The sequence below is a fragment of the Actinomadura rayongensis genome, assembly GCF_009831215.1.
GTDB lineage: Bacteria > Actinomycetota > Actinomycetes > Streptosporangiales > Streptosporangiaceae > Spirillospora > Spirillospora rayongensis.
In genome coordinates this window covers 813,459-833,972 of sequence record NZ_WUTW01000002.1, presented here as the reverse complement: position 1 = coordinate 833,972, position 20,514 = coordinate 813,459, and the positions used below count along the sequence as shown (strand labels likewise).

The 20,514-nt window shown below is 73.0% G+C and carries 18 protein-coding genes; 6 read left to right on the top strand and 12 right to left on the bottom strand.

Annotated elements, in window-relative coordinates; translation table 11 throughout:
• Nucleotides 1-49: 49 nt before the first annotated feature.
• From GQ466_RS13150 to GQ466_RS13125, 6 genes are all read right to left on the bottom strand, one after another.
• Nucleotides 50-1,630, bottom strand: coding sequence for an ABC transporter permease (locus GQ466_RS13150; protein ID WP_161103137.1), 1,581 nt, complete (start codon nucleotides 1,628-1,630; stop codon nucleotides 50-52).
• A complete protein-coding gene (locus GQ466_RS13145; RefSeq protein WP_161103136.1) occupies nucleotides 1,627-2,517 on the bottom strand; it encodes an ATP-binding cassette domain-containing protein in 891 nt (296 codons plus the stop codon). The genes GQ466_RS13150 and GQ466_RS13145 overlap by 4 nt, the downstream gene beginning before the upstream one ends.
• A 5-nt stretch (nucleotides 2,518-2,522) precedes the next feature.
• Nucleotides 2,523-3,158 carry a TetR/AcrR family transcriptional regulator gene (locus GQ466_RS13140; protein ID WP_161103135.1) on the bottom strand — a complete coding sequence of 212 codons (636 nt, stop codon included), beginning with the start codon at nucleotides 3,156-3,158 and terminating at the stop codon, nucleotides 2,523-2,525.
• A gap of 85 nt (nucleotides 3,159-3,243) precedes the next feature.
• The gene (gene cobM / locus GQ466_RS13135) at nucleotides 3,244-3,984 is read right to left on the bottom strand and encodes a precorrin-4 C(11)-methyltransferase (protein ID WP_161103134.1); all 741 of its coding nucleotides are present in this window, start codon (nucleotides 3,982-3,984) and stop codon (nucleotides 3,244-3,246) included.
• Nucleotides 3,981-5,150 (bottom strand): precorrin-6y C5,15-methyltransferase (decarboxylating) subunit CbiE, encoded by a 1,170-nt coding sequence (gene cbiE / locus GQ466_RS13130; RefSeq protein ID WP_161103133.1) that lies wholly within the window; start codon nucleotides 5,148-5,150, stop codon nucleotides 3,981-3,983. Before cbiE ends, cobM begins: the two co-directional genes overlap by 4 nt.
• Complete coding sequence (locus GQ466_RS13125) at nucleotides 5,143-5,517, bottom strand: pyridoxamine 5'-phosphate oxidase family protein (RefSeq protein ID WP_378186368.1); 375 nt, start codon at nucleotides 5,515-5,517, stop codon at nucleotides 5,143-5,145. Before GQ466_RS13125 ends, cbiE begins: the two co-directional genes overlap by 8 nt.
• Before the next feature lie 125 nt (nucleotides 5,518-5,642).
• On the opposite strand from GQ466_RS13125, the gene alaS reads away from it, so the two are divergent.
• Nucleotides 5,643-8,270 (top strand): alanine--tRNA ligase, encoded by a 2,628-nt coding sequence (alaS, locus tag GQ466_RS13120; protein WP_161103131.1) that lies wholly within the window; start codon nucleotides 5,643-5,645, stop codon nucleotides 8,268-8,270.
• A 77-nt stretch (nucleotides 8,271-8,347) separates the two neighbouring features.
• A complete protein-coding gene (locus GQ466_RS32755) occupies nucleotides 8,348-9,592 on the top strand; it encodes an L-lactate MFS transporter (RefSeq protein ID WP_337193447.1) in 1,245 nt (414 codons plus the stop codon).
• Nucleotides 9,593-9,646: 54 nt separating this feature from the next.
• Here GQ466_RS32755 and GQ466_RS13110 read toward each other — a convergent pair whose 3' ends face one another.
• The 4 genes from GQ466_RS13110 to GQ466_RS13095 all read right to left on the bottom strand — a co-directional run bounded on the left by GQ466_RS13110 (nucleotide 9,647) and on the right by GQ466_RS13095 (nucleotide 14,275).
• Entirely contained in the window at nucleotides 9,647-10,729 is a 1,083-nt protein-coding gene (locus GQ466_RS13110) for a rod shape-determining protein (RefSeq protein WP_161103130.1), read from the bottom strand.
• 147 nt (nucleotides 10,730-10,876) lie between these two features.
• Nucleotides 10,877-12,094, bottom strand: coding sequence for a L,D-transpeptidase (locus tag GQ466_RS13105; protein ID WP_161103129.1), 1,218 nt, complete (start codon nucleotides 12,092-12,094; stop codon nucleotides 10,877-10,879).
• 250 nt (nucleotides 12,095-12,344) lie between these two features.
• Nucleotides 12,345-13,541 (bottom strand): PucR-like N-terminal domain-containing protein, encoded by a 1,197-nt coding sequence (locus tag GQ466_RS13100; RefSeq protein ID WP_161103128.1) that lies wholly within the window; start codon nucleotides 13,539-13,541, stop codon nucleotides 12,345-12,347.
• 332 nt (nucleotides 13,542-13,873) lie between these two features.
• Nucleotides 13,874-14,275 carry a PPOX class F420-dependent oxidoreductase gene (locus GQ466_RS13095; RefSeq protein WP_161103127.1) on the bottom strand — a complete coding sequence of 134 codons (402 nt, stop codon included), beginning with the start codon at nucleotides 14,273-14,275 and terminating at the stop codon, nucleotides 13,874-13,876.
• 107 nt (nucleotides 14,276-14,382) lie between these two features.
• Here GQ466_RS13095 and GQ466_RS13090 point away from each other — a divergent pair, with 107 nt between their 5' ends.
• Together GQ466_RS13090 and GQ466_RS13085 are read left to right on the top strand one after the other, a co-directional pair.
• Entirely contained in the window at nucleotides 14,383-15,087 is a 705-nt protein-coding gene (locus tag GQ466_RS13090; protein WP_202420411.1) for a diguanylate cyclase, read from the top strand.
• A gap of 80 nt (nucleotides 15,088-15,167) precedes the next feature.
• Complete coding sequence (locus GQ466_RS13085; RefSeq protein WP_161103126.1) at nucleotides 15,168-17,231, top strand: catalase; 2,064 nt, start codon at nucleotides 15,168-15,170, stop codon at nucleotides 17,229-17,231.
• A gap of 180 nt (nucleotides 17,232-17,411) precedes the next feature.
• Here GQ466_RS13085 and GQ466_RS13080 read toward each other — a convergent pair whose 3' ends face one another.
• Nucleotides 17,412-17,876: a hotdog family protein gene (locus GQ466_RS13080; protein ID WP_161103125.1), complete on the bottom strand. Its 465-nt coding sequence runs from the start codon at nucleotides 17,874-17,876 to the stop codon at nucleotides 17,412-17,414.
• A gap of 141 nt (nucleotides 17,877-18,017) precedes the next feature.
• Between GQ466_RS13080 and GQ466_RS13075 the strand changes: the two genes are divergently transcribed.
• Together GQ466_RS13075 and GQ466_RS13070 are read left to right on the top strand one after the other, a co-directional pair.
• Nucleotides 18,018-18,773, top strand: a complete 756-nt coding sequence (locus tag GQ466_RS13075; protein ID WP_161103124.1) for an enoyl-CoA hydratase-related protein — start codon at nucleotides 18,018-18,020, stop codon at nucleotides 18,771-18,773.
• Between the two features lie 2 nt (nucleotides 18,774-18,775).
• A complete protein-coding gene (locus GQ466_RS13070) occupies nucleotides 18,776-19,549 on the top strand; it encodes a serine hydrolase (protein WP_161103123.1) in 774 nt (257 codons plus the stop codon).
• On the opposite strand, the gene GQ466_RS13065 is transcribed toward GQ466_RS13070, so the two are convergent.
• Nucleotides 19,519-20,514: a magnesium and cobalt transport protein CorA gene (locus GQ466_RS13065; protein WP_237417864.1), complete on the bottom strand. Its 996-nt coding sequence runs from the start codon at nucleotides 20,512-20,514 to the stop codon at nucleotides 19,519-19,521. The genes GQ466_RS13070 and GQ466_RS13065 overlap by 31 nt on opposite strands.

Below are 20,514 nucleotides of genomic sequence, written 5' to 3'. Positions count from 1 at the left end.
CGCTCCTTTCCCGAGCAACCCGCAACCCTATCCGGCCCGCGACGGTTCCTTAACCGGTGGCCATGTCCCGGTGGCGCAGCCCGAGCAGCCCGGCCGCGCCGACCAGCGCCGCGAGGACGGTCAGGACGGCGAGCGGCGTCCAGGCGACCGCGTGCCCCGGCAGCTTCGGGACGTGCGTGAACGGCGACACGTCCAGCACCGGCTGCGCGAGGTCCAGCGCCGGACCGAACAGCGAGACCAGCACGACGACGCCGAGCACGCCCCACGCGGCCGGGGTCGCCCGGGGCAGCAGCCCGAACAGCAGGACGGCGACGGCCGCGACCAGCCATACGGCCGGGAGCTGCGCGAGCGCCGCGCCCGTCAGCCGTCCCGTCGAGCCCGGATCGTGGACGAGCCCCGTCACGACGCCCGCGACCGCCAGAACGACCGCCGGGCCGAGCACCGCGAACGCCAGATGGCTCGCCGCCCAGCGCAGCCGCCCGGTGCCCGTGGCGAGGAGAGGTTCGGCGCGCTGCGCGGTCTCCTCGGTGCGGGGCCGCAGCGCCGCCGACACCGCGTAGGCCGCCGCGATCATGCCGAGCGTGGTCATGGACGAGGCGAAGAACGCGTCCTCGATCCCGTTGCTCCCGCCGATCCGCTCAAAGATCTGCTGCAGGTCCGGATTGTCCTTGACCAGGTCGTTCACGCCGCCCGCGACGCCGCCGTAGATGAGCCCGAGCGCGGCGAACCCGGCCGTCCAGGCGGCGAGCGGACGGCTCTGGAGCCGCCACGCGAGCCCGAACGCGCCCCGCAGCGCGCCCGTCGCGGGGCCGAGCCGGGGCGGCAGGACGCCCGCGCCGAGGTCGCGCCGGGCCGCCACCCGCCCCGCCGTCGCGACGAGCAGCGCGTACGCCACGGCGATCACCGCGAGCAGCCACCACCGCTCGCCCCCGTACGGACGGATCCGCTGCACCCAGCCGAGCGGCGTCAGCCAGCCGAGCCATTCCAGGCCGTTCCCGGCGCCGCCCACGTCCGCGCCGAGCCGCAGCCCGTAGGACGCGCCCAGCACCGCGATCGCGAGACCGCGCGCCGCCGTTGCGCTCTCGGTGAGCTGCGCCGCGAGCGCCGCGACGGCCGCGAACAGCAGCCCGGCCGCCGCGAACTGCGCGCCGAACGCCGCCGAACCGGCCGCCGGGAGGCCCTTGCCGAGCATCCCGGCCGTCAGGAGCGCGCCGCCCGCCGCGCTCGCCGCCGCGGTGACGAGCAGCGCGGCGGCCGGCGGCGCGCCCCGGCCGAGGACGGTCGCGCCGAGCAGTTCGCGCCGTCCGGCCTCCTCCTCGGTGCGCGTGTGCCGGACGACGGTCAGCATCATGACGAGCGCCAGCACCACCGGGATCATCGCGGCGCGCTGGGCGACGATGCCGCCGATGCCGGTGTCGTTGAGCGGGCCGTAGAGCGCCAGGAACGTCGGGTTCGTCCCGGACGTCCGTGCGTAGCCCAGCCGGTCCGCCACCGTCGGATACAGCTCTTGGTACGTCGATACGAATCCGACCGGTACGAGCGCCAGGACGAGCGTCCAGACGGGCAGGGCGATCCGGTCGCGGCGCAGCGCCAGCCGGACGAGCCCGCCCGTGCCCGCGAGCGCGCTCACGCGTCCGCCCCGGTGTAGTGGCGGAGGAACAGCTCTTCCAGTGTGGGCGGACGACTCACCAGATTCCGGACGCCGATCGCCGTCAGGTGCTTCAGGACGTCCCCGAGCCGCGCCGTGTCGACCTGGCACCGGAACCGTGTTCCGTCTACGCGCGGGTCATGGACGCCGGGCAGCTCGGCAAGCCCGGTCGGCGGGCCGTCCAGCTCGGCGTCCAGGGACGTGCGGGTGAGGTGGCGCAGTTCGTCCAGCGTGCCGGTCTCGACCGTCGCGCCCGCGCGGACGATCGTCACCCGGTCGCACAGCGCCTCGACCTCGGACAGGATGTGGCTGGACAGCAGGACCGTCCGGCCCTTCTCCCGGTCCTCCCGGACGCACTCCTGGAAGACCTCCTCCATCAGCGGGTCCAGGCCGGACGTGGGCTCGTCCAGGATCAGCAGCTCGGCGTCGGACGCGAACGCCGCCACCAGCCCGACCTTCTGCCGGTTGCCCTTGGAGTACGCGCGGCCCTTCTTGCGCGGATCCAGCTCGAAGCGCTCCAGCAGCTCCGCGCGGCGCTGGGGGTCGATGCCGCCGCGCATCCGGCCGAGCAGGTCGATGACCTCGCCGCCGGACAGGTTCGGCCACAGCGTCACGTCGCCGGGGACGTAGGCGATGCGGCGGTGCAGCTCGGTCGCGTCCCGCCACGGGTCGCCGCCGAGCAGCGCCACCTCGCCCGCGTCCTTGCGCAGCAGCCCGAGCAGGACGCGGATCGTCGTGCTCTTGCCCGCGCCGTTCGGGCCGAGGAACCCGTGGACCTCGCCCGGCCGGACGGTCAGGTCCAGCCCGTCGAGCGCGCGGGTCCGGCCGAACGTCTTGACCAGGCCGGACACCGCGATCGGCGTCGTCACAGTGATCAACTCCTCGTCTCGGGGGCGAACTGCCGGATGGCCGCGCGGGACCGGTCCACCAGCTCGGGGGACAGCAGGTCGTCGGCGAACACGTCGAGGACGGCGAGCGCGAGCCGCGGATAGCCCGCCACCGTGAGCGGGTCCTCGCCGAGCACGCGCCCGAGGTGCTCGTGCAGGACGACGAGCCCGAAGGTCATCGCGGTGACCGCCGCCGAGTACGCCTCCAGGTCGGACGTGGTCGGCCGCTTCATGCCCGTCAACCCCTGGCCGAGCAGCTCGGTGCTGGCCTTGACCGTGTCGTCGAACAGCGCGGCGGCGGCGGGGGAGCCGTCCACCAGCGCCCGCGCGACGTACCGCTGGATCGGGAGCGTGACGTTGAGGACGGACGCGAGCAGCCCCGGCTCGTTCACGCCCTTCTCGATGGCGTCCCGCTTCGTCACGCGGATGGCGTCGATCGTGTACCGGTCGCACGCCTCGCGCAGCCCGTCCTTCGTCCCGAAGTGGTGCTGGACGAGCCCCGGCGACACCCCGGCCCGCTGCGCGATGCCCCGGATCGTCGCGCCCTTGACGCCGTGCTCGCCGAACTCCAGCAGCGCCGCGTCCCGGATCCGCGCCCGGGCAGTGAGATCGTCCTCGTTCATGCCCCTCCAATACAAGCGTTCAGCAAACCATACGCTTGTACCGCCGGACGGCCAAGAGCCTCCGCACAACCGGCTCGAAGCCGTCTCAGCGGAGGCGGGACTTGGAGTACAGGTGGCTGTCGGGGAAGGACGCGGCGGTCAGCGTCCGGCCGACGATGATCACGGCGGTGCGGCGGACGCCGGCGGCGACGACCTGCGCGGCGATGGTGGTCAGGGTGCCGCGCAGGACGGTCTCGTCGGGGCGGCTCGCGTTGGCGACCACCGCGACCGGGCAGTCGGGGCCGTAGTTCGGGAGCAGTTCGGCGACGACCTGGTCGATGCGCTGGACGGCCAGGTGCAGCACGATCGTCGCGCGGCTCCGGCCGAGCGTCGCCAGGTCCTCGCCGGGCGGCATCGGGGTCGCGCGGGCCGAGGTGCGGGTGAGGATCACGGTCTGGCCGACGGCCGGGACGGTCAGCTCGTGGTTCAGCGCCGCAGCCGCCGCCGCGAACGCCGGGACGCCGGGCGTGACCCGGTAGGGGATGCCGAGGGCGTCCAGGCGGCGCATCTGCTCGGCCATCGCGCTGAACACCGACGGGTCGCCCGAGTGCAGGCGCGCGACGTCGTGGCCCTCGGCGTGCGCGGCGGCCATCGCGGCGACGATGTCGTCCAGCACCATCGACGCCGTGTCGATCAGTCGCGCGTCGGCCGGGCACCAGGTCAGGACCTCGGGCGGGACGAGGCTCCCCGCGTACAGGCACACCGGGCTGGCCGCGATGAGGTCGCGTCCGCGCAGCGTCATGAGGTCGGCCGCGCCGGGGCCCGCGCCGATGAAGTGGATCGTCATCGCGTCACCGTCCACTGCGTCACGGGCATCGCGGGCCTCCATCCGGTGAACGCGCCGACCGGGGCGGCGCGGGCGATGTCGATGCGGGTCAGGTCGCCGCCGTGGTCGGCGCGGGCGCGCGCGAGGACGGCCTCGGACTCGACGGTCACCGCGTTCACGACGAGCCGTCCGCCGGGCCGCAGCGCCGTCCGGCACGTGTCGATCAGTCCCGGGGCCGTCACGCCGCCGCCGACGAACACCGCGTCCGGCGCGGGCAGGCCGCGCAGCGCGGCGGGCGCCGTCCCGGTCACGACGCGCAGCGCCGGGACGCCGAGCGCGCGGGCGTTGGCGGCCAGCCGCTCCGCCCGGACGGGGTCGCGCTCGATCGCGACGGCCCGGCAGGACGGGTGCGTCCGCATCCACTCGATCGCGACGCTCCCCGCGCCGCCGCCGACGTCCCACAGCAGCTCGCCGGGCAGCGGCCCGAGCCGGGCCAGCGTGATCGCGCGGACCTCGCGCTTGGTGAGCTGCCCGTCGTGTTCGTAGGCGTCGTCCGGCAGGCCCGGCACCAGCGGCAACGCCGGACCGGTCCGGCATTCGACCGCGACGATGTTCAGCGGGTCGACGGCGTAGTGCCACGGGCCGACGCGCTCGTCGGGCGCGCCGAGACGTTCGAGAACCGTCACCTCGGCGTCAGCGAAGCCTCGCTCGTCCAGAAGGGCGAGGACGGCCATGGGGGTTTCGGAACCCGCGCTCAGCACGAGGATCCGGCGGCCCGGCGCGAGCAGCGTGTGCAGGGTCTCCAGCGGACGTCCGACCGCGCTCACCACGGCCGTGTCCTCCTGCGCCCAGCCGAGCCGCGCGCACGCCAGCGCCACCGACGACGGATGCGGCAGCACGCGTACTGGGACGAACCGGGCGAGCGTCGTCGCGATGCCGTAGTGCGTCGGATCGCCGCTCGCCAGCACCGCCAGCCGCCGTCCGGCGTGCGCGGCCAGCACGCGCGGCACCGCAGGGACGAGCGGCGACGGCCACGGCACCCGCTCGGCCGCCACCTCGTCCGGCAGCAGCCCGAGCTGGCGCTCGCCGCCCACCACGACCTCGGCGGCGCGCAACGCTTCGCGGGACGAATCGGGCAGACCGGACCAGCCGTCCGCGCCGATCCCCACGACGACGACCTCAGACACCGCCGATGACCCGGTCGATCGCGATCTCCAGGACGACCCGCTCGGGGTTCGCGCGCGGCGGCCGGTACCGCTCGGCGTAGCGCGCCTCGGCGTCGGCGACCTCGGCGGGCGACGTCCGGACGAACGCGGTGCCCTCGATCGTGGACCAGCGCCGTCCGTCCACCTGGCACAGCGCGACCGGCGAGCCGTCCGGCGCGATGTTGCGCGCCTTGACCGACCCCGCCGACGTGATCACCCGCGCCAGGCCCGCCGCCGGGTCGAGTGTGGCGCCGACCGGGACGACGTGCGGGCGCCCGTCCGGGAACAGCGTGGTCAGCGTGCACAGGTGCCGTTCGCGCCAGAACGCGACGACGCGCGGGTCGTCCACGGAAAGTCGGTGGTCGACGGATCGGGCGGGCTGCATAGTGTCCTTCCTGGGGGATACGGGGAAAGCATCCCAGAGCCCGGGCCGGACGAGCCGCCCGGGTGCGCGTGCGAAAAGGGGGCTGCGGCGTGCGGACGGCCGAGGTGAAGCGACGTTTCCTGGCCCATTTCGAGGCGCGGGGGCACACCGTCGTCCCGAGCGCACCGCTGCCCGCCGCCGACCCGACGCTGCTGTTCGTCAACGCGGGAATGGTGCCGTTCAAGCCGTACATGCTCGGTCAGGAGACGCCGCCCTATACCCGGGCGGCTAGCGTCCAGAAATGCGTGCGGACGCTCGACATCGACGAGGTCGGCAAGACGACCAGGCACGGCACGTTCTTCCAGATGAACGGCAACTTCTCCTTCGGCGACTATTTCAAGGAAGAGGCGATCCGGTTCGCCTGGGACCTGGTCACGGCGCCGCTGAGCGAGGGCGGCTACGGCCTGGACGCCGACCGGATCTGGGCGAGCGTCTACCGCGAGGACGACGAGGCCGCCGGGCTGTGGCGCGACGTCATCGGGTTGCCGGCCGAGCGGATCGTCCGGCGCGGGAAGGCCGACAATTTCTGGTCGATGGGCGTTCCGGGGCCGTCCGGGCCGTGCTCGGAACTGTTCTACGACCGGGGTCCCGAATTCGGCCGCGAGGGCGGTCCGGAGGCGGACGAGGACCGGTACATGGAGTTCTGGAACCTCGTCTTCATGCAGTACGAGCGGGGCGAAGGAACCGGCAAGGACGATTATCCGATCGTCGGCGAACTGCCCGCGCGCAACATCGACACCGGAATGGGCCTGGAGCGGATGGCGGCGCTGCTTCAGGGCGTCGACAACCTGTACGAGGTGGACGAGACCCGGCCCATTCTCGACCGCGCCGCCGAGCTGACCGGCAAGGTCTACGGGGCGCGGGCGGCGATGGACAGACACCCCGACGACGTCCGGTTGCGCGTCGTCGCCGACCACGTCCGCACCGCGCTGATGCTCATCGGCGACGGCGTCACGCCCGCCAACGAGGGACGCGGCTACGTCCTGCGCCGGATCCTGCGCCGCGCCGTCCGCGCGATGCGGCTGCTCGGGTTCGCCGACCCGGCGCTGCCCGAGCTGCTGCCGGTGGCGCGCGACACGATGGCCCCGTCGTACCCCGAACTCGCGGCGGACTTCGAGCGCATCGCGTCCGCCGCGTACGGCGAGGAGGACGCGTTCCGCGCGACGCTGCGCCAGGGCAGCGCGCTCCTGGACGAGGCCCTGGACGCGACGCGCGGCAGCCTGCCCGCGAGCACCGCCTTCCGCCTGCACGACACCTACGGCTTCCCGATCGACCTGACCGTCGAGATCGCCGCCGAGCGCGGGCTCGACGTGGACGTCCCCGGCTTCCGCGCGCTCATGGACGAGCAGCGCCGCCGCGCCAAGGCCGACGCGCAGGCCAAGAAGAGCGGGCACGCCGACGTCGGGCCGTTCCGCGCCGTCCTGGACGAGTCCGGGCCGACCGAATGGCTGGCCTACGAGACGCTCGACACCGAGTCGACCGTCCAGGCGATCTTCCGGGACGGCGTGCCGGTCACGTCCGCGCCGGACGGGAGCCTCGCCGTGGTCGTCCTGGACCGGACGCCGTTCTACGCCGAGTCGGGCGGCCAGGACAGCGACGCGGGACGGCTGGAGGCTTCGGACGCGGTCGCCGAGGTGCTGGACGTCCAGCGGCCGATCAAGGGGCTCGTCACGCACCTCGTCCGGGTCACCGGCGGGGAGATCGCGCTCGGCGCCCGCGTCCGCGCGCACGTCGACCCCGAGTGGCGGCTCGGCGCGCGGCAGGCGCACTCGGGGACGCACGTCGTCCACGCGGCGCTGCGGCAGGTGCTCGGCCCGGCGGCGCTGCAGTCCGGGTCGTACAACCGTCCCGGCTACCTGCGGCTGGACTTCGCGTGGCGGGGCGGGCTGTCCCCGGCGATCCGGTCGGAGGTCGAAGAGGCCGCGAACGTGGCGCTCCGCCGGGATTATCCGGTCGACGTCCGGTACATGTCGCTCGCGCGGGCCCGGGAGATCGGCGCGCTCGCGCTGTTCGGCGAGACCTACGACGAGACCGTCCGCGTCGTGGAGATCGGCGGCGCGTGGTCGCGCGAGCTGTGCGGCGGGACGCACGTGGAGCGCGCCGCGCAGATCGGGTCGATCGCGCTGACGTCCGAGGCGTCGGTCGGCGCGGGCCGGCGCCGCGTCGAGGCCGTCACCGGCATCGAGGCGTTCCGCTACCTCGCCCGCGAGCGCGACCTCGTGGCGCGCGTCGCCGAGCAGGTCGGGGCGCCGCGCGACGAGCTGCCCGAGCGGATCGCCGCGCTGGTCGAGCGGCTCAAGACCGTCGAGCGGGAGAACCGGCGGCTGCTGGACGAGCGGACGGCCGGCGAGGCGGCCCGGCTCGCGTCCGGCGCGCTCGACGTCGCGGGCGTCGCCTACGTCGGGACGGCCACCGACGCCGACCCGCGCGCCCTCGCCCGCCGCGTCCGCGACGCGATCCCCGCGCGGCGGCCCGCCGTCGTCGCGGCGCTCGCCCCGAAAAGCCTCGTGATCGCCGTCAACGACGCGGCGCGCGGACGCGGGCTGGCCGCCGCCGACCTGCTGCGCGGCGTCGGCCGGGGCGGCGGCGGGGACGACGTCGCGCAGGGGCCGGTGCCCGAATCGGGGGCGGACGTCCTGAACGTCCTGGCCGATCTGATCGGCTCACGCGTGGATTGAGCCCGGTCCGATTCGCCGTCCGACCCCGGGGTCTGGTTACATTCCGTGGTCATTCGTGAGCACGGGGGTCGGTCACGGTGGGACATCGGATTCAGGGACGGCACCGGCGCGTCTGCGGCGCGCCGCGCTGGGCGGTCGCGTGCGGCGCGGTCGTCTTCCAGATCGCGCTCGGCGGCGTGTACGCGTGGAGCGTGTTCGCGCACGCGCTGCAGCAGCCGGGAACGCGGTTCGGGCTGGGGCGGGCGGCGTCCGTCCTGCCGTTCTCGGTCGCGATCGGCGTGGTGTTCGTCGGCACGACGCTCGGCGGGCGCCTCCAGGACCGGCGCGGGCCGCGCGCCGCCGCGCTGCTCGGCGGCGCGCTGTACTCGACGGGCGCGCTGCTCGCCTCGCTCGTCACCGACCGCGACCGGTTCTGGTTCCTGCTCGCCGCGTACGGGGTCGTCGGCGGGCTCGGGCTCGGCATCGCCTACATCGTCCCGGTCGCGATGCTCCAGAAGTGGTACCCCGAGCGGCGCGGGCTGATCACCGGCGTCGCGGTCGGCGGGTTCGGGTTCGGCGCGGTGCTCGTGTCGCCCGTCGCGCAGTGGCTCGTGGACGCGCATCCCCGCGTCCCGACGCGCGCGTTCCTGCCGCTCGGGCTGGTGTCGCTCGCGCTGACGACGGCCGGGGCGCTGCTGTTCCGCAACCCGCCGCGCCGCGCCGCGTCCACCGCCCGCGGCGGCGACCTGACCTGCGCGGACGCCCTGCGCACCCGCCAGTGGTACCTGCTCACCGCGATGCTGACGCTCAACACCGTCGCCGGGATCGGGTTCGTCGCCGTCACCGCCGGGGCCGCCGCCGCGATCACCGGTATCGGGCCCGCGTCCGCCGCCGCGCTGACCGGCGCGATGGGCCTCGCGAACGGCGCGGGGCGCGTCCTGTGGGGCTGGCTGTCCGAACGGTACGGGCGGATGCGGACGTTCGCGCTGATCCTCGCGTTCATGGGCATCTCGCTGGTCGCGGTGCCGTACGCGTCGTCGCCCGCGCTGTTCGTGCCGCTCGCCGCCGTGGTGTTCGCGAGCTTCGGCGGCGGCTACGCGGTCATGCCCGCGACGGCGGCGGACTTCTTCGGCCTCGCGCACGCCGGGCAGATCTACGGGCTGATGAACGTCGCGTGGAGCGTCGGCGGGGTCGTCGGGCCGCTGCTCGTCGCGGCGCTCGCCACGGGCGGCGACTACCGGACGGCCTTCACCGCGCTCGGCCTCCTCGTCCTCGCCGCGACCGCGCTGCCGGCCCTGACGCGTCCCCCCGTCCGCCGCCCCACCCTGTCCCCCGCCCGCTGACACCCCGCTCGCGCGGGCTGTCCGCGCTGTCCGCGCGGGTTGGTGTGGGTGGGGTCAGGGGCGGGCGGGCCAGAGTTGGCGGGGGAGGGACAGGAGCGTCCAGTCGCGGGCGCCGCCGTCCGCCACGTCCTTCGCGTCGGACGTGCGGGGGAGCGCCAGCAGCTCGGCCGCGCCGGTCACCGCCGCGATCTCCGCGTTCGGCGCGACGCGCGTCGGCAGGCCCGTGTCGGCGGCGAGCACGCGGTGCAGGCCGGGCAGCCGCGCCGTCCCGCCGGTCAGGGTCAGGCCCGCGCCGACCATCTCGGCGGCCATGTCGGGCGGGCAGTCGGCCAGCCCGCGCCGGACGGCGTCCGCGATGGCCCGCACCGGGGACTCGATCGCCCGCTCGACGTCCTGCGCCGTCAGCACCTCGCCGCGCGGCAGGCCGGTGATGAGGTCCTTGCCGTGGACGAGCGTCCGCTGCCGGCGCCGGCGGCCCCGCGCGTCCAGCGCCCCGACGGTGATCTTCGCGTCCTCGGCGGTGCGGACGGAGATCGTCAGGCCGCGCTGCTCGCGGACCCAGGAGACGATCGCGCGGTCCAGCATGTCCCCGCCGACCGGCGCGGTCACCGACGCGACGAGGCTGCCGAACGCCAGCACGCCGACGTCGGTCGTGTGCGCACCGATGTCGGCGACGGCCGCGACCTCACGTCCGCTCGCGGCCAGCCCGGCGCCGACCGCCGCCGCCAGCGGAACCGGGACGACCGTCACCTTCCGGGCGCCCGACCGGTACGCGACGTCCTCCATCGTCTGCTCCTGGAGGGGCGTCATGACGCTCGGCGCGGTCACCGCCATCTGCGGACGTGCCAGGTAGTGGCTGCGGTGGTGCGTCCGGAGCAGCTTGCGCACCATGATCTCGACGTCCGCCGTGTCGCACGGCACCCCGCACCGGACGGGCCACACGAGGTCGACGCCGCCGCGCCGCTCGGCCACCGCAAGGGCCTGCTCGCCGATGCCGAGCGTGCGTCCCGAGGCCGCGCAGCGCGCGAGGACGGTCGGTTCGCTCGCGACGATGCCGTGCCCCGCGACGTGCATGCGGAGGGTCGCGCCCCCGATGTCCAGCGCGGTGCGGCGGCCCGGAAAGTCCAGCAGTCTCATGGTCGCTCCCGAGGGCCGGTGCCGAATCGCGCGCACACCGATTTACCCGATACGGGAGGGATTGGTGTGCGTTCTCACGATGAGTCCTCGCCTCGGTGGCTTTGACCTAACACCAGAGGCGAGTCCCAGTACGGCAAAAGACCCCGGTTACGTCCGCGGACCGGTCGTGATCGGCTGCTTCAGCTTGCCGCCCTGCACCCACTGGTCGAACGGGAGCTGCCAGTAGCCCCAGCCGTTCGTCCAGTCCAGCTTGCGCTTGGTGCCGGTGATCGTGACGAGGTCGCCCGGGTAGGCCCAGTGGAAGAACCACTGCGCGTCCTCGGCCGGGGAGCGCACGCACCCGTGGCTGCAGTTGCGGTTGCCCAGGCAGGACGGGTCGTCCATGTTCTGGTGGATGTACTCGCCGCTGTTGGAGATCCGGTACGCCCAGGGCACCTTCTCGTCGTACCAGCCCGGGTCGCCCTTCTTCTTCCCCGGCGGGCGCATCCGCTCCAGGCGGCTCTTGTTCATCGTCAGGTGGACGCCGCTCGTCGTGAGCAGGTGGTCGACGCCGTCGCCCTGGACGTCGCCGCCCGCGCCGAGGCTGACGCCCCAGCTCCGCACCAGCTTGCCGTTCTTGCGGACGGTGAGCTTGTGCGTCGTCGCGCTGACCTTGATGACGTGGGAGTCGCCGATGCGGAACGTGTGCGTGACGTCCTTGTCGCCGAACACCGCGTCGCCGATGCGCAGCCCCGCGTAGTGCGCGGTGACCGTCACCTTCTGGTGCGGCTCCCACGGCCGACGCGGCCGGAACACCACCGACGGCAGCCCGTTGAACGACTCGCCCGCGCTCAGCCACCGCCAGCCGCCCTCGGTCGGCTTGTCGGACGTGACCTCCAGCGCGCGCTCGACGGCCGTCCGCGCCCGCGCCGGGACCTCCTTGTTGAACTGGACGAGGATCGGCATGCCGGTGCCGACGGTCTCGCCGCGCTGCGGGATCATGTTCGTGATCGTCGTCAGGGCCGTCGCCTCACTCGTCGTGAAGCGGCTGGTCGCGGTGGTGGAGGTCTTCTTGCCGTCCGCCTTGGCCGTCACCTCGTAGCGGGTGCCGGGACGGAGCGTCCACGTCGTGTGCCAGCTCTTGCGGTCGGCCGCGAGCTTGCCGGGGACCTCGACGCCCTTGACCTGCACCGACACCTGGCTGAGCGTGCCGCCGTCGGCCGTCACGGTGACGCCCTGGTCCGGTGGGGCCTCGCCGGACGCGTCCGCCGGGGCGATCGTCACCTTCGGCGCGCCGTCCTGGCCCCCGGAGGTGGTCTCGCCGCCGCCACCGCCGTCCTTGGCCGAGCATCCCGTCGCGAGCGCCAGGATGGTCAGCGCGATCAACGCGGTTCCCCGTCGCACCGTTCTTCTGTTTCCCCTCATCGCGGCCGGCGTCCGCACGCCGGGCGCCGCCTGCCACGGACGCGACGCATTCGTCCGGCGTCCGTATGGCGGCCGGACAGGGAGTTTATCCATGATTGCCCGCTGGTAACGGACGCACCACCGTTTCATCCAAGACCAGTCATGGCCATGCGCGCGGCGCCACGCCGCCCACCCTGCCGTCCGGGTGCGACATTTCCCGGGCGGGGGCTCGTCAGGGGGTCTCGGAGGCCAGGTGGCGCCAGGTGTGCAGGAGCAGCATCAGTTCCAGGTAGCGGTCCGGGTCGCCCAGGCCCTCGGAGAGGACGTCCTCCATGTTCGCCAGGCGGTAGCGGACGGTCTGCTTGTGGACCTGGAGGCGCTGGGCGGCTGCGGCGGCGTTGCGGCCGGTCTCCATGTAGGCGAGGAGGGTGGCGACGACGCGTTCGCGGCGGCTCGGGCTCAGGTCCATCAGCGGCCCCAGGCGCTGGGGGAGCGCGGCCTCCAGCAGGTCTAGGGCGGCGGACGCGACGAGGGTCGGCAGGTGGTCCAGGCAGTGGACGACGCCGTCGCGCGGGGTGATCCGTCCTTCCTCGGCGAGGTCGAGCGCCCGGCGGGCCCAGCGCAGGGAGACGGCGCCGCGGGAGAGGTCGACGGTGGGGCCCATCGCGGCGGCCAGGCCGTTCAGGCCGGAGCGCAGGCGGGCGCCGGCGGGGCCGTCCGGGTCGGGGACGATCAGGGACGGCGCCGGGCCGCTCCAGTCGGCGAGGACCTGCGGCGGCAGCACCGGCGGCGGCGTCCCGTTCGTCGGCGGACGGACGGCCATGACCGCGATCGTGCTCGGCGGCGTCCAGCCGGCGGAGCGGGCGAGCTGCGTGACCGCGACGCGGTCCACCAGGCCCTCGCCGGTGAGCATGGCGTGCAGGCGGGCGCGCAGTTGCGCGCGTTGCGTCTCGGGACGGTCGCGGGCGGCGGCGTAGCCCATCGCGGCCGACTCGGAGATCGCGTCGAGGTAGGCGAACAGGGACTCGGTGAGCTGGCCGAGCATTTCCGGCGGCCAGCCGAACCGCGTCGTGTCCTTGGCGAACCGGCGCGCGGCGACCTGCCCGCACAGCCGCATCGCGGTCTGCAGGCTCTCCAGGCTGCGTCCCTTGCGGGCCTCGTAGGCGCCGATGTCGGCGTAGATGGCGTGCAGCGGCGCCCAGGACGCGTCCGGACGCGACACGACCATCAGGAAGTCCGAGACGGCCCGCCGGATCGCGTTCCACATCTTCCGGCCGTAGTTGCTGTCGATGGGCCGCGCGTACTCGGGAATGCGCTGCTGGATGAACTCCATCATCTCCCGTGCCGCGTCGTCCACGTACGGCAGGATGGGGTCGACCAACTCTCGCGGGATCGTCCCCCAGGGAACGTCAATGGTCGGCTCGCTCACGATCGCCTCCTCTGACCCGTCCCCGATGTACAAAATTACCGGCAAGTAACCTGATGGTGATATCCGACACGGTGCCCTCGGGTCAAGACGCTCACCGAGTGATAAGGCGGATCGTTCGGGCTCGCCGGAGCCGCCCGGACGACGCGCCGGGCTAGCGTTCCCGCGCAATGTCCGCCGAACTGACGACGGTGCTCGCGCTCCGACGACGGAAAGGTGAGCACCGTTCGGATTCGATGAGGGCAACGGAATGTGGTAGGGCGATCAGCGCGGCGTGATCCGCGTCGGCAGGGCGTCGCGGTAGGCCGGGATCCTCGCCCGGAACGGCGTTCCGGTCAGGAGAGCTCGCGGCGCGTCATGCCCTCGGCGGACGGGTCCACGCCCCAGGAGAACACCAGCCGCGGATGAATCCGGATGATCTCCGGGCTCATGTGCGCCATCGCGACCGGCTGGTCGGTGAGCGTTTCGGCGGTGCCCCGGATCTCGATGCCGCGGACCTTCCAGGGATCGAGGCTCACGATGTCGTCGACGACGAACGCGACCTGCGGATTCCGCAGCACGTTCCGGAACTTGCGGCTCGCGCCCATCTGGAAGCCGTGGATGTCGATCGCGCCGGTCTCGGGGTCCACCCGGAAGCCGACCGGGTTGTTCTGCGGGTCGCCGCCCGGGGCGACGGTGGCGAGCCGGCCGAGCCGCTGGGAGCGCAGGTAGGCGAGTTCGGGTTCGGTGAAGGTCATGCGTCCAGCGTGAACCCTCAAGCGGGGTTGAGGTCAAGATCGCCGCGCCGGTGGTTACGGCCGCGCGTGTCGGGTAGCGGGAGGCTGCCCGTCCGAAAGGTGCCTGCATGAAGCTGCCCTCGCCCGCGAAGACCGCCCTGCGCAACGTGACGTCGGCGCCCCTGCCCGCCTACGCCCGGCGGACGCTCGGCGTCGAGACCGCGACCCGCCGCTGGCTGGTCGGCGGCGTGATGCCGCTGTGGCTCGGCGCCGGCCTCGTCGACTGGTGGTGCCACCGCCGGACGCACATCGAGGACAACGCGGGCGCGCACGAGTCCGCGATCCACTCGCTGATGATGGCGGAGGCCGGGGTGCCGGTCATGCTCGGCCTGTTCTGCGAGGTCAACGCCGGCGTCCTCGCGGTGTCCGGCGGCGCGCTCGGCCTGCACGCGGCGACGGCGGCGTGGGACGTGAGCTACGCCGAGGAGCGGCGGCGCGTCACGCCGTTCGAGCAGCACTGCCACAGCCTGCTGGAGGTGGTGCCGCTGATGGCGACGGGGTTCCTCGCCGTCCTGCACTGGGACCAGGCGCGCGCCCTGTTCGGCCTCGACGTGACCCGCGCGGACCTGCGGCTGCGGGCCAAGCGGCCCGATCCGCTGTCGTGGCGGTCGCGGGCGCTGCTGCTCGGCGCGATGGGCGTGTTCGGGGGACTCCCGTACGCGGAGGAGATGGTGCGGTGCCTGCGCGCGCGGCGGACGCTCCGGAGCCGTCCGCCCGCGCCCGAGCCGCCGACGCGGACGCTCACCGTCCCGGACGATCAAGCGATCAGGTAATTCCCGGTAAAGCCCGCATGTCGGGCTGCGGCCCGGGCACGACTCGCAGCGCGACAACTCGATCACGGAAGGTGGCGATGATGGCGGACGCTCGCCGCGATGCCAAGGACGAACAGCTGGAAAAGAGCCGGGTCTCCCCCCAGGACTCCGTGCTCACCACCGACCAGGGCATCCCGGTCGACGACACCGACAACTCGCTCACCGTCGGGCAGCGCGGGCCGAGCCTTCTCCAGGACTTCATCCTGCGCGAGAAGCTGACGCATTTCGACCACGAGCGGATTCCGGAACGCGTCGTCCATGCGCGGGGCTCCGGCGCCTACGGCTATTTCCAGGTGTACGACGACTCGCTCGCCGAGTACACGCGCGCCGAATTCCTGCGGGACTCGTCGCTCCAGACGCCGGTGTTCGTGCGGTTCTCGACGGTCGCGGGTTCGCGCGGGTCGGCCGACACCGTCCGTGACGTGCGGGGATTCGCCGTCAAGTTCTACACCCAGCAGGGCAACTACGACCTCGTCGGCAACAACATGCCGGTGTTCTTCATCCAGGACGGCATCAAGTTCCCCGACTTCGTCCACGCGGTGAAGCCCGAGCCGCACAACGAGATCCCGCAGGCGCAGTCGGCGCACGACACGCTGTGGGACTTCGTCCAGCTCCAGCCCGAGACGATCCACATGATGATGTGGGTGATGTCGGACCGGGCGCTGCCGCGCAATTACGCGTCCATGCAGGGATTCGGCGTCCACACGTTCCGGCTCGTCAACGAGCGCGACGAGTCCACCTTCGTGAAGTTCCACTGGAAGCCGAAGGCGGGCGTCCACTCGATGGACTGGGACGAGACGCAGAAGGTCGCGGGCAAGGACCCCGACTTCAACCGCCGCGACCTCTGGGAGCGCATCGAGAGCGGCGTCTACCCGGAATGGGAGCTGTGCGTGCAGCTCGTCCCGGCCGCCGACGAGCACAAGTTCGACTTCGACCTGCTCGACCCCACCAAGATCATCCCGGAGGAGGAGGTCCCGGCGCGCCCGGTCGGACGGCTCGTGCTGAACCGCAACCCGGACAACTTCTTCGCCGAGACCGAGCAGGTCGCGTTCTGCCTGAGCAACGTCGTGCCCGGCATAGACTTCACCGACGACCCGCTGCTCCAGGCCCGCATCTTCTCCTACCTGGACACGCAGCTCATCCGGCTCGGCGGGCCGAACTTCCCGCAGCTCCCGGTGAACAAGCCCGTCGCGGACGTCCGCAACCACCACCGCGACGGCTACCACCAGACGGAGATCCCGACGGGCCGCGCCGCGTACCACAAGAACTCGATCTCCGGCGGCTGCCCGGCGCTCGCCGGCGGCGCCGCGTTCCGCCACTACCCCGAGCACGTCGACGGCGAGCTGATCCGCAAGCGCGCCGAGACGTTCGCCGACCACTACTCGCAGGCGACGCTGTTCTGGAACAGCATGGCCGACTGGGAGCGCGAGCACATCGTGGCGGCGTTCCGGTTCGAGCTGGGCAAGGTCGAGGACGTCGCGATCCGCGCGGGCGTCGTCGGGCACCTCAACCACGTCGACCACGACCTCGCCCGGCAGGTCGCCGAGGGCGTCGGCGTCCCGGTGCCGTCGCCCGCCGGACCGAACCACGGCCGCCGGTCGCCCGCGCTCAGCCAGACCAACCTGGTCGGCGACCCGGTGCCCGGCCGCAAGGTCGCGGTGCTGATCGCGGACGGCAGCGACTCCGGCCTGATCGCCACGACCGGCGAAGCGCTCGTGGACGCGGGCGCGGTGGTCGAACTGCTCGCGGCGCACGACGGCGTGGTGCAGGCCGCCGACGGAGGCCGCATCGAGGTGACGCGCGCGCTCCCGACGATGTCGTCGGTCCTGTACGACGCGATCCTCGTCCCCGGCGGCCCCACGGCCGTGACGAACCTGGCCGCGGACGGCCTGGCGGTCTTCTTCCTGACCGAGGCGTTCAAGCACGCCAAGCCGATCGCCGTCCACGCCGACGCCGCGCCGCTCCTGGACCGCGCGGGCATCGACCCGTCCGCGCCCGGCGTCATCATCGACCAGGGCGGCGACACGGCTTTCCCGACCAAGTTCCTCGACGCGATCCGCACCCACCGCTTCTGGGATCGCGAGGTCAAGCACATCCCCGCCTGACCCGCCACCGAACCCCACGCGACACCGGCCTGACCCACCGCACCGCCGCGCGACCGTGCCGCCGCGCGACCGCGCGGCGGCGCTGTCGGGCGGGGCGCTGTCGGGCGGGGCGCTGTCGGGCGGGGCGCTGTCGGGCGGGGCGCTGTCGGGTGGGGCGCTGTCGGGCGGCGCGCTGTCGTGTCAGGGCGCCAGGACGAGGAGCAGGAGCCAGTCCGCGGTCATGGCGGGGGACGGGGCGTCGGATTCGGCATCGTCCACCTCCAGGGTGTTGTGGGTCGTCAGGCGGATCCGGTCGGGCGTCTTCTGCTCGGCGGCGGCCAGCTCGGCGCGGAGCCGCACGCGCGCGCCCGTCGGCACCGAGCGGAAGAACCGGACCCGATCGAGACCGTAGTTCAGCGCGTGACCCGACGTCATCCGCAGCTCGCGCTTGTGGAAAACCGCGAGCATCGACAGCAGCAGGAAGCCCGACACCGCCCGCTCGCCCGCCGCGCCCACGGGCGACGGGCGGCGACCCAGATACTCCTCGCGCAAGAACGTGGCCGCGCAGAACGCGGCCTCGTCGTCCGGCCCCACGCGGATCCAGTCGGACGTGAACAGCGTCGTCCCCGGCGCGGCGGCCAGGACGTCGGCGGGCGTGTAGGGCATCGGGTCCTCCTGACGGTGCGGTCGTGCCGGCCAAGCCAATCGTCCTGCGTTCGGCCCGGGGCGCTCGGGACGGCGAACAACCGGGCGCGCTATAACGGGACAGCCCGTGGCCTGCGCCGCGGGCGGCGAAAGGAGACCGTGGTGACCGTCGTCCGATACGAGGTGGAGCGCGGGATCGCGACGATCACGCTGGACTCCCCGCGCAACCGCAACGCCCTGTCCGCCGCGCTGCGCACCGGCCTCGCCGAAGCCCTCGCGCGCGCCGCAGACGACGCGGACGTGCGCGGCATCGTCCTCACCGGCGAGGGCCCGGCGTTCTGCGCGGGCGCGGACCTGAAAGAGGCCGCGTCCGGCGCGCCGCCCACCGGACCGGGCATCCCGGAACTGCTCGGCACCCTGCTCGACCACCCCAAACCGGTCATCGCGCGGCTCAACGGCCCCGCCCGCGCGGGCGGCCTCGGCCTGGTCGCGGCGTGCGACATCGCCGTCGCGCCCGACGACGTGACGTTCGCGTTCACCGAGGTCCGGATCGGCGTCGCCCCCGCGATGATCGCCGTGGCGTGCCGCCTGCGCATGACGCCCCGCGCCCTGTCCCGCTACTTCCTGACCGGCGAGACGTTCTCCGCCGCAGACGCCGTCGCGTCCGGCCTGCTCACCGCCGCCGCGCCCCGCGCCGAGCTGGACGACCTGGTCGAGGGCATGGCCGACGGCCTGCGCAAGGCCGAACCGAAGGCCGTCGCCCGCACGAAGAAGCTCGTGGACGAACTCGCCGCCCTCGACCGCGCCGACGCGTTCGCCCTCGCCGAACGCCTCTCGATGGAGTTCTTCGCGAGCCCCGAGGCGGCGGAGGGCCGCCTGTCGTTCTTCGAGAAGCGCCCGCCGTCCTGGGCGCTGTAGCCGTGCGGCAGAAGGCGCTGGACGAGCTGGCGCGCCGCGCGGAGGCGCGCGGCGGCGTGCTCGGCGTCGTCGTCCAGGGCGCGAGCGGCGAACGGGCGAGCGTCAACGCCGACCGGACGTTCACCGCCGCGTCCCTCATCAAGCTGCCGGTCCTGCTGGCGCTGCTCGACGGCGTCGAGGCCGGACGGTGGTCGCTGGACGACCGGCTCCCCGTCCGCGACCGCGTCGGCGGCGCCGGGATCCTCCGCGACCTGGCGGACGTCGCCGACCTCAGCGTCCGCGACCTGGTCTCGCTCATGATCGTGATCAGCGACAACACGGCCGCGAACCTGCTCATCGACCGGATCGGACAGCACACGGTGGCCGACTGGTGCGCACGCCATGGCCTCCACGCCACCGTCCTCGCCCGCCGGATGATGGACGCCGAGGCCCGCGAGCGCGGCGAGGAGAACCGCACGTCCCCCGCCGACATGGCGACGCTGCTGGACGGCCTCGTGCGCGGAACCCTGCTCGGCCCGGCGGCGACGGCGTTCGCGCTGGACGTCCTCGCCCGTCAGCAGGTCCGCGACCGCCTGCCGCGCGACCTCCCCGACAACGTCCGCATCGCCCACAAGACCGGCGAGCTGGACGGCATCCGCCACGACGTCGGCGTCATCTTCACCAACACGCCCATCGTCGTCGCCGCACTGACCGAGAACACCGAAGAAGCCGACGACCTCATCGCCGAAACAGCCCGCAGGGCCGTTCAGAGCCAGCCGCTCTTTCGCAGTTTGTAATACACGGCGAGAATGGCGACGACCATCGCAGACAAGGCGAGCGGATATCCGAGCCGCCATTTCAGCTCCGGCATGTGGACGAAGTTCATCCCGTAGATCCCGGCGATGGCCGTCGGCACCGCGATGATGGCCGCCCACGACGAGATCTTGCGCATGTCGTCGTTCTGCTGCTTGCCGAGCAGGGCCAGATGCGCGGTCAGGACGCTGTTGAGCAGTTCGTTGTGCGCGTCCACCTGGCCGTCGATCCGCAGCAGGTGGTCCAGGACGTCGCGGAAATAGTTCTGCGTCCCGTCCAGCTCCGCGACGCGCCCCTTCACGATCTCCTGCATCACCGGGACCAGCGGGTCCTCGGCGGCGCGGAACTCCAGGACCTCGCGCTTCAGCCGGTAGATGCTCTCGGTGACGTCGGTGTCGGCGGGCTTGCTCATCGAGCGGAAGACGGCCCGTTCGAGCTCGATGATGTCCACCTCGACCTCGTGCGCGACGACGCCGTAATGGTCCACGACCTCGTCGCACACGGCATAGAGAACGGCGGCCGGACCGACCTTCAGCATCGCCGTGTCCGCCTCGACCCGCTTGCGGATCGGACGCAGCGGATTCCCTTCCCCGTGCCGGACGGTCACCACGAAATCCCGCCCGAGGAACAGCATGATCTCGCCGACCTCGATGTCGGACGTCGCGTCCACGTACCGCAGCGTCTTCAGCACGACGAACAGCGTGTCGTCGTACCGTTCGAGCTTCGGCCGCTGGTGCGCGGTAATGGCGTCCTCGACCGCGAGCGGATGGAGGCGCAGTTCGTCCTCGATGAGGGAGAACTCGTCCTCGGTGGGCTCGTGCAGGCCGATCCACACGAAGCAGTCCGCGCCGTCCTTGCGGGCGTGGTCGAAGGCGTCGCTGATGTCACCCTCGATGTCGCGGCGCTTTCCGTCGTGGTAGATCGCCATGTCCACAATCACGCGCCCCAT

Coding starts and splice junctions, on each gene's coding strand:
- GQ466_RS13140 (WP_161103135.1), bottom strand. CDS start 3,158: ATGAACGAGGACGATCTCACTGCCCGGGCGCGGATCCGGGACGCGGCG.
- GQ466_RS13080 (WP_161103125.1), bottom strand. CDS start 17,876: ATGCCCTACACGCCCGCCGACGTCCTGGCCGCCGCGCCGGGGACGACG.
- GQ466_RS13085 (WP_161103126.1), top strand. CDS start 15,168: ATGGCGGACGCTCGCCGCGATGCCAAGGACGAACAGCTGGAAAAGAGC.
- cobM (WP_161103134.1), bottom strand. CDS start 3,984: ATGACGATCCACTTCATCGGCGCGGGCCCCGGCGCGGCCGACCTCATG.
- GQ466_RS13065 (WP_237417864.1), bottom strand. CDS start 20,514: ATGGGGCGCGTGATTGTGGACATGGCGATCTACCACGACGGAAAGCGC.
- GQ466_RS13110 (WP_161103130.1), bottom strand. CDS start 10,729: ATGAGACTGCTGGACTTTCCGGGCCGCCGCACCGCGCTGGACATCGGG.
- GQ466_RS13090 (WP_202420411.1), top strand. CDS start 14,383: ATGAAGCTGCCCTCGCCCGCGAAGACCGCCCTGCGCAACGTGACGTCG.
- GQ466_RS13095 (WP_161103127.1), bottom strand. CDS start 14,275: ATGACCTTCACCGAACCCGAACTCGCCTACCTGCGCTCCCAGCGGCTC.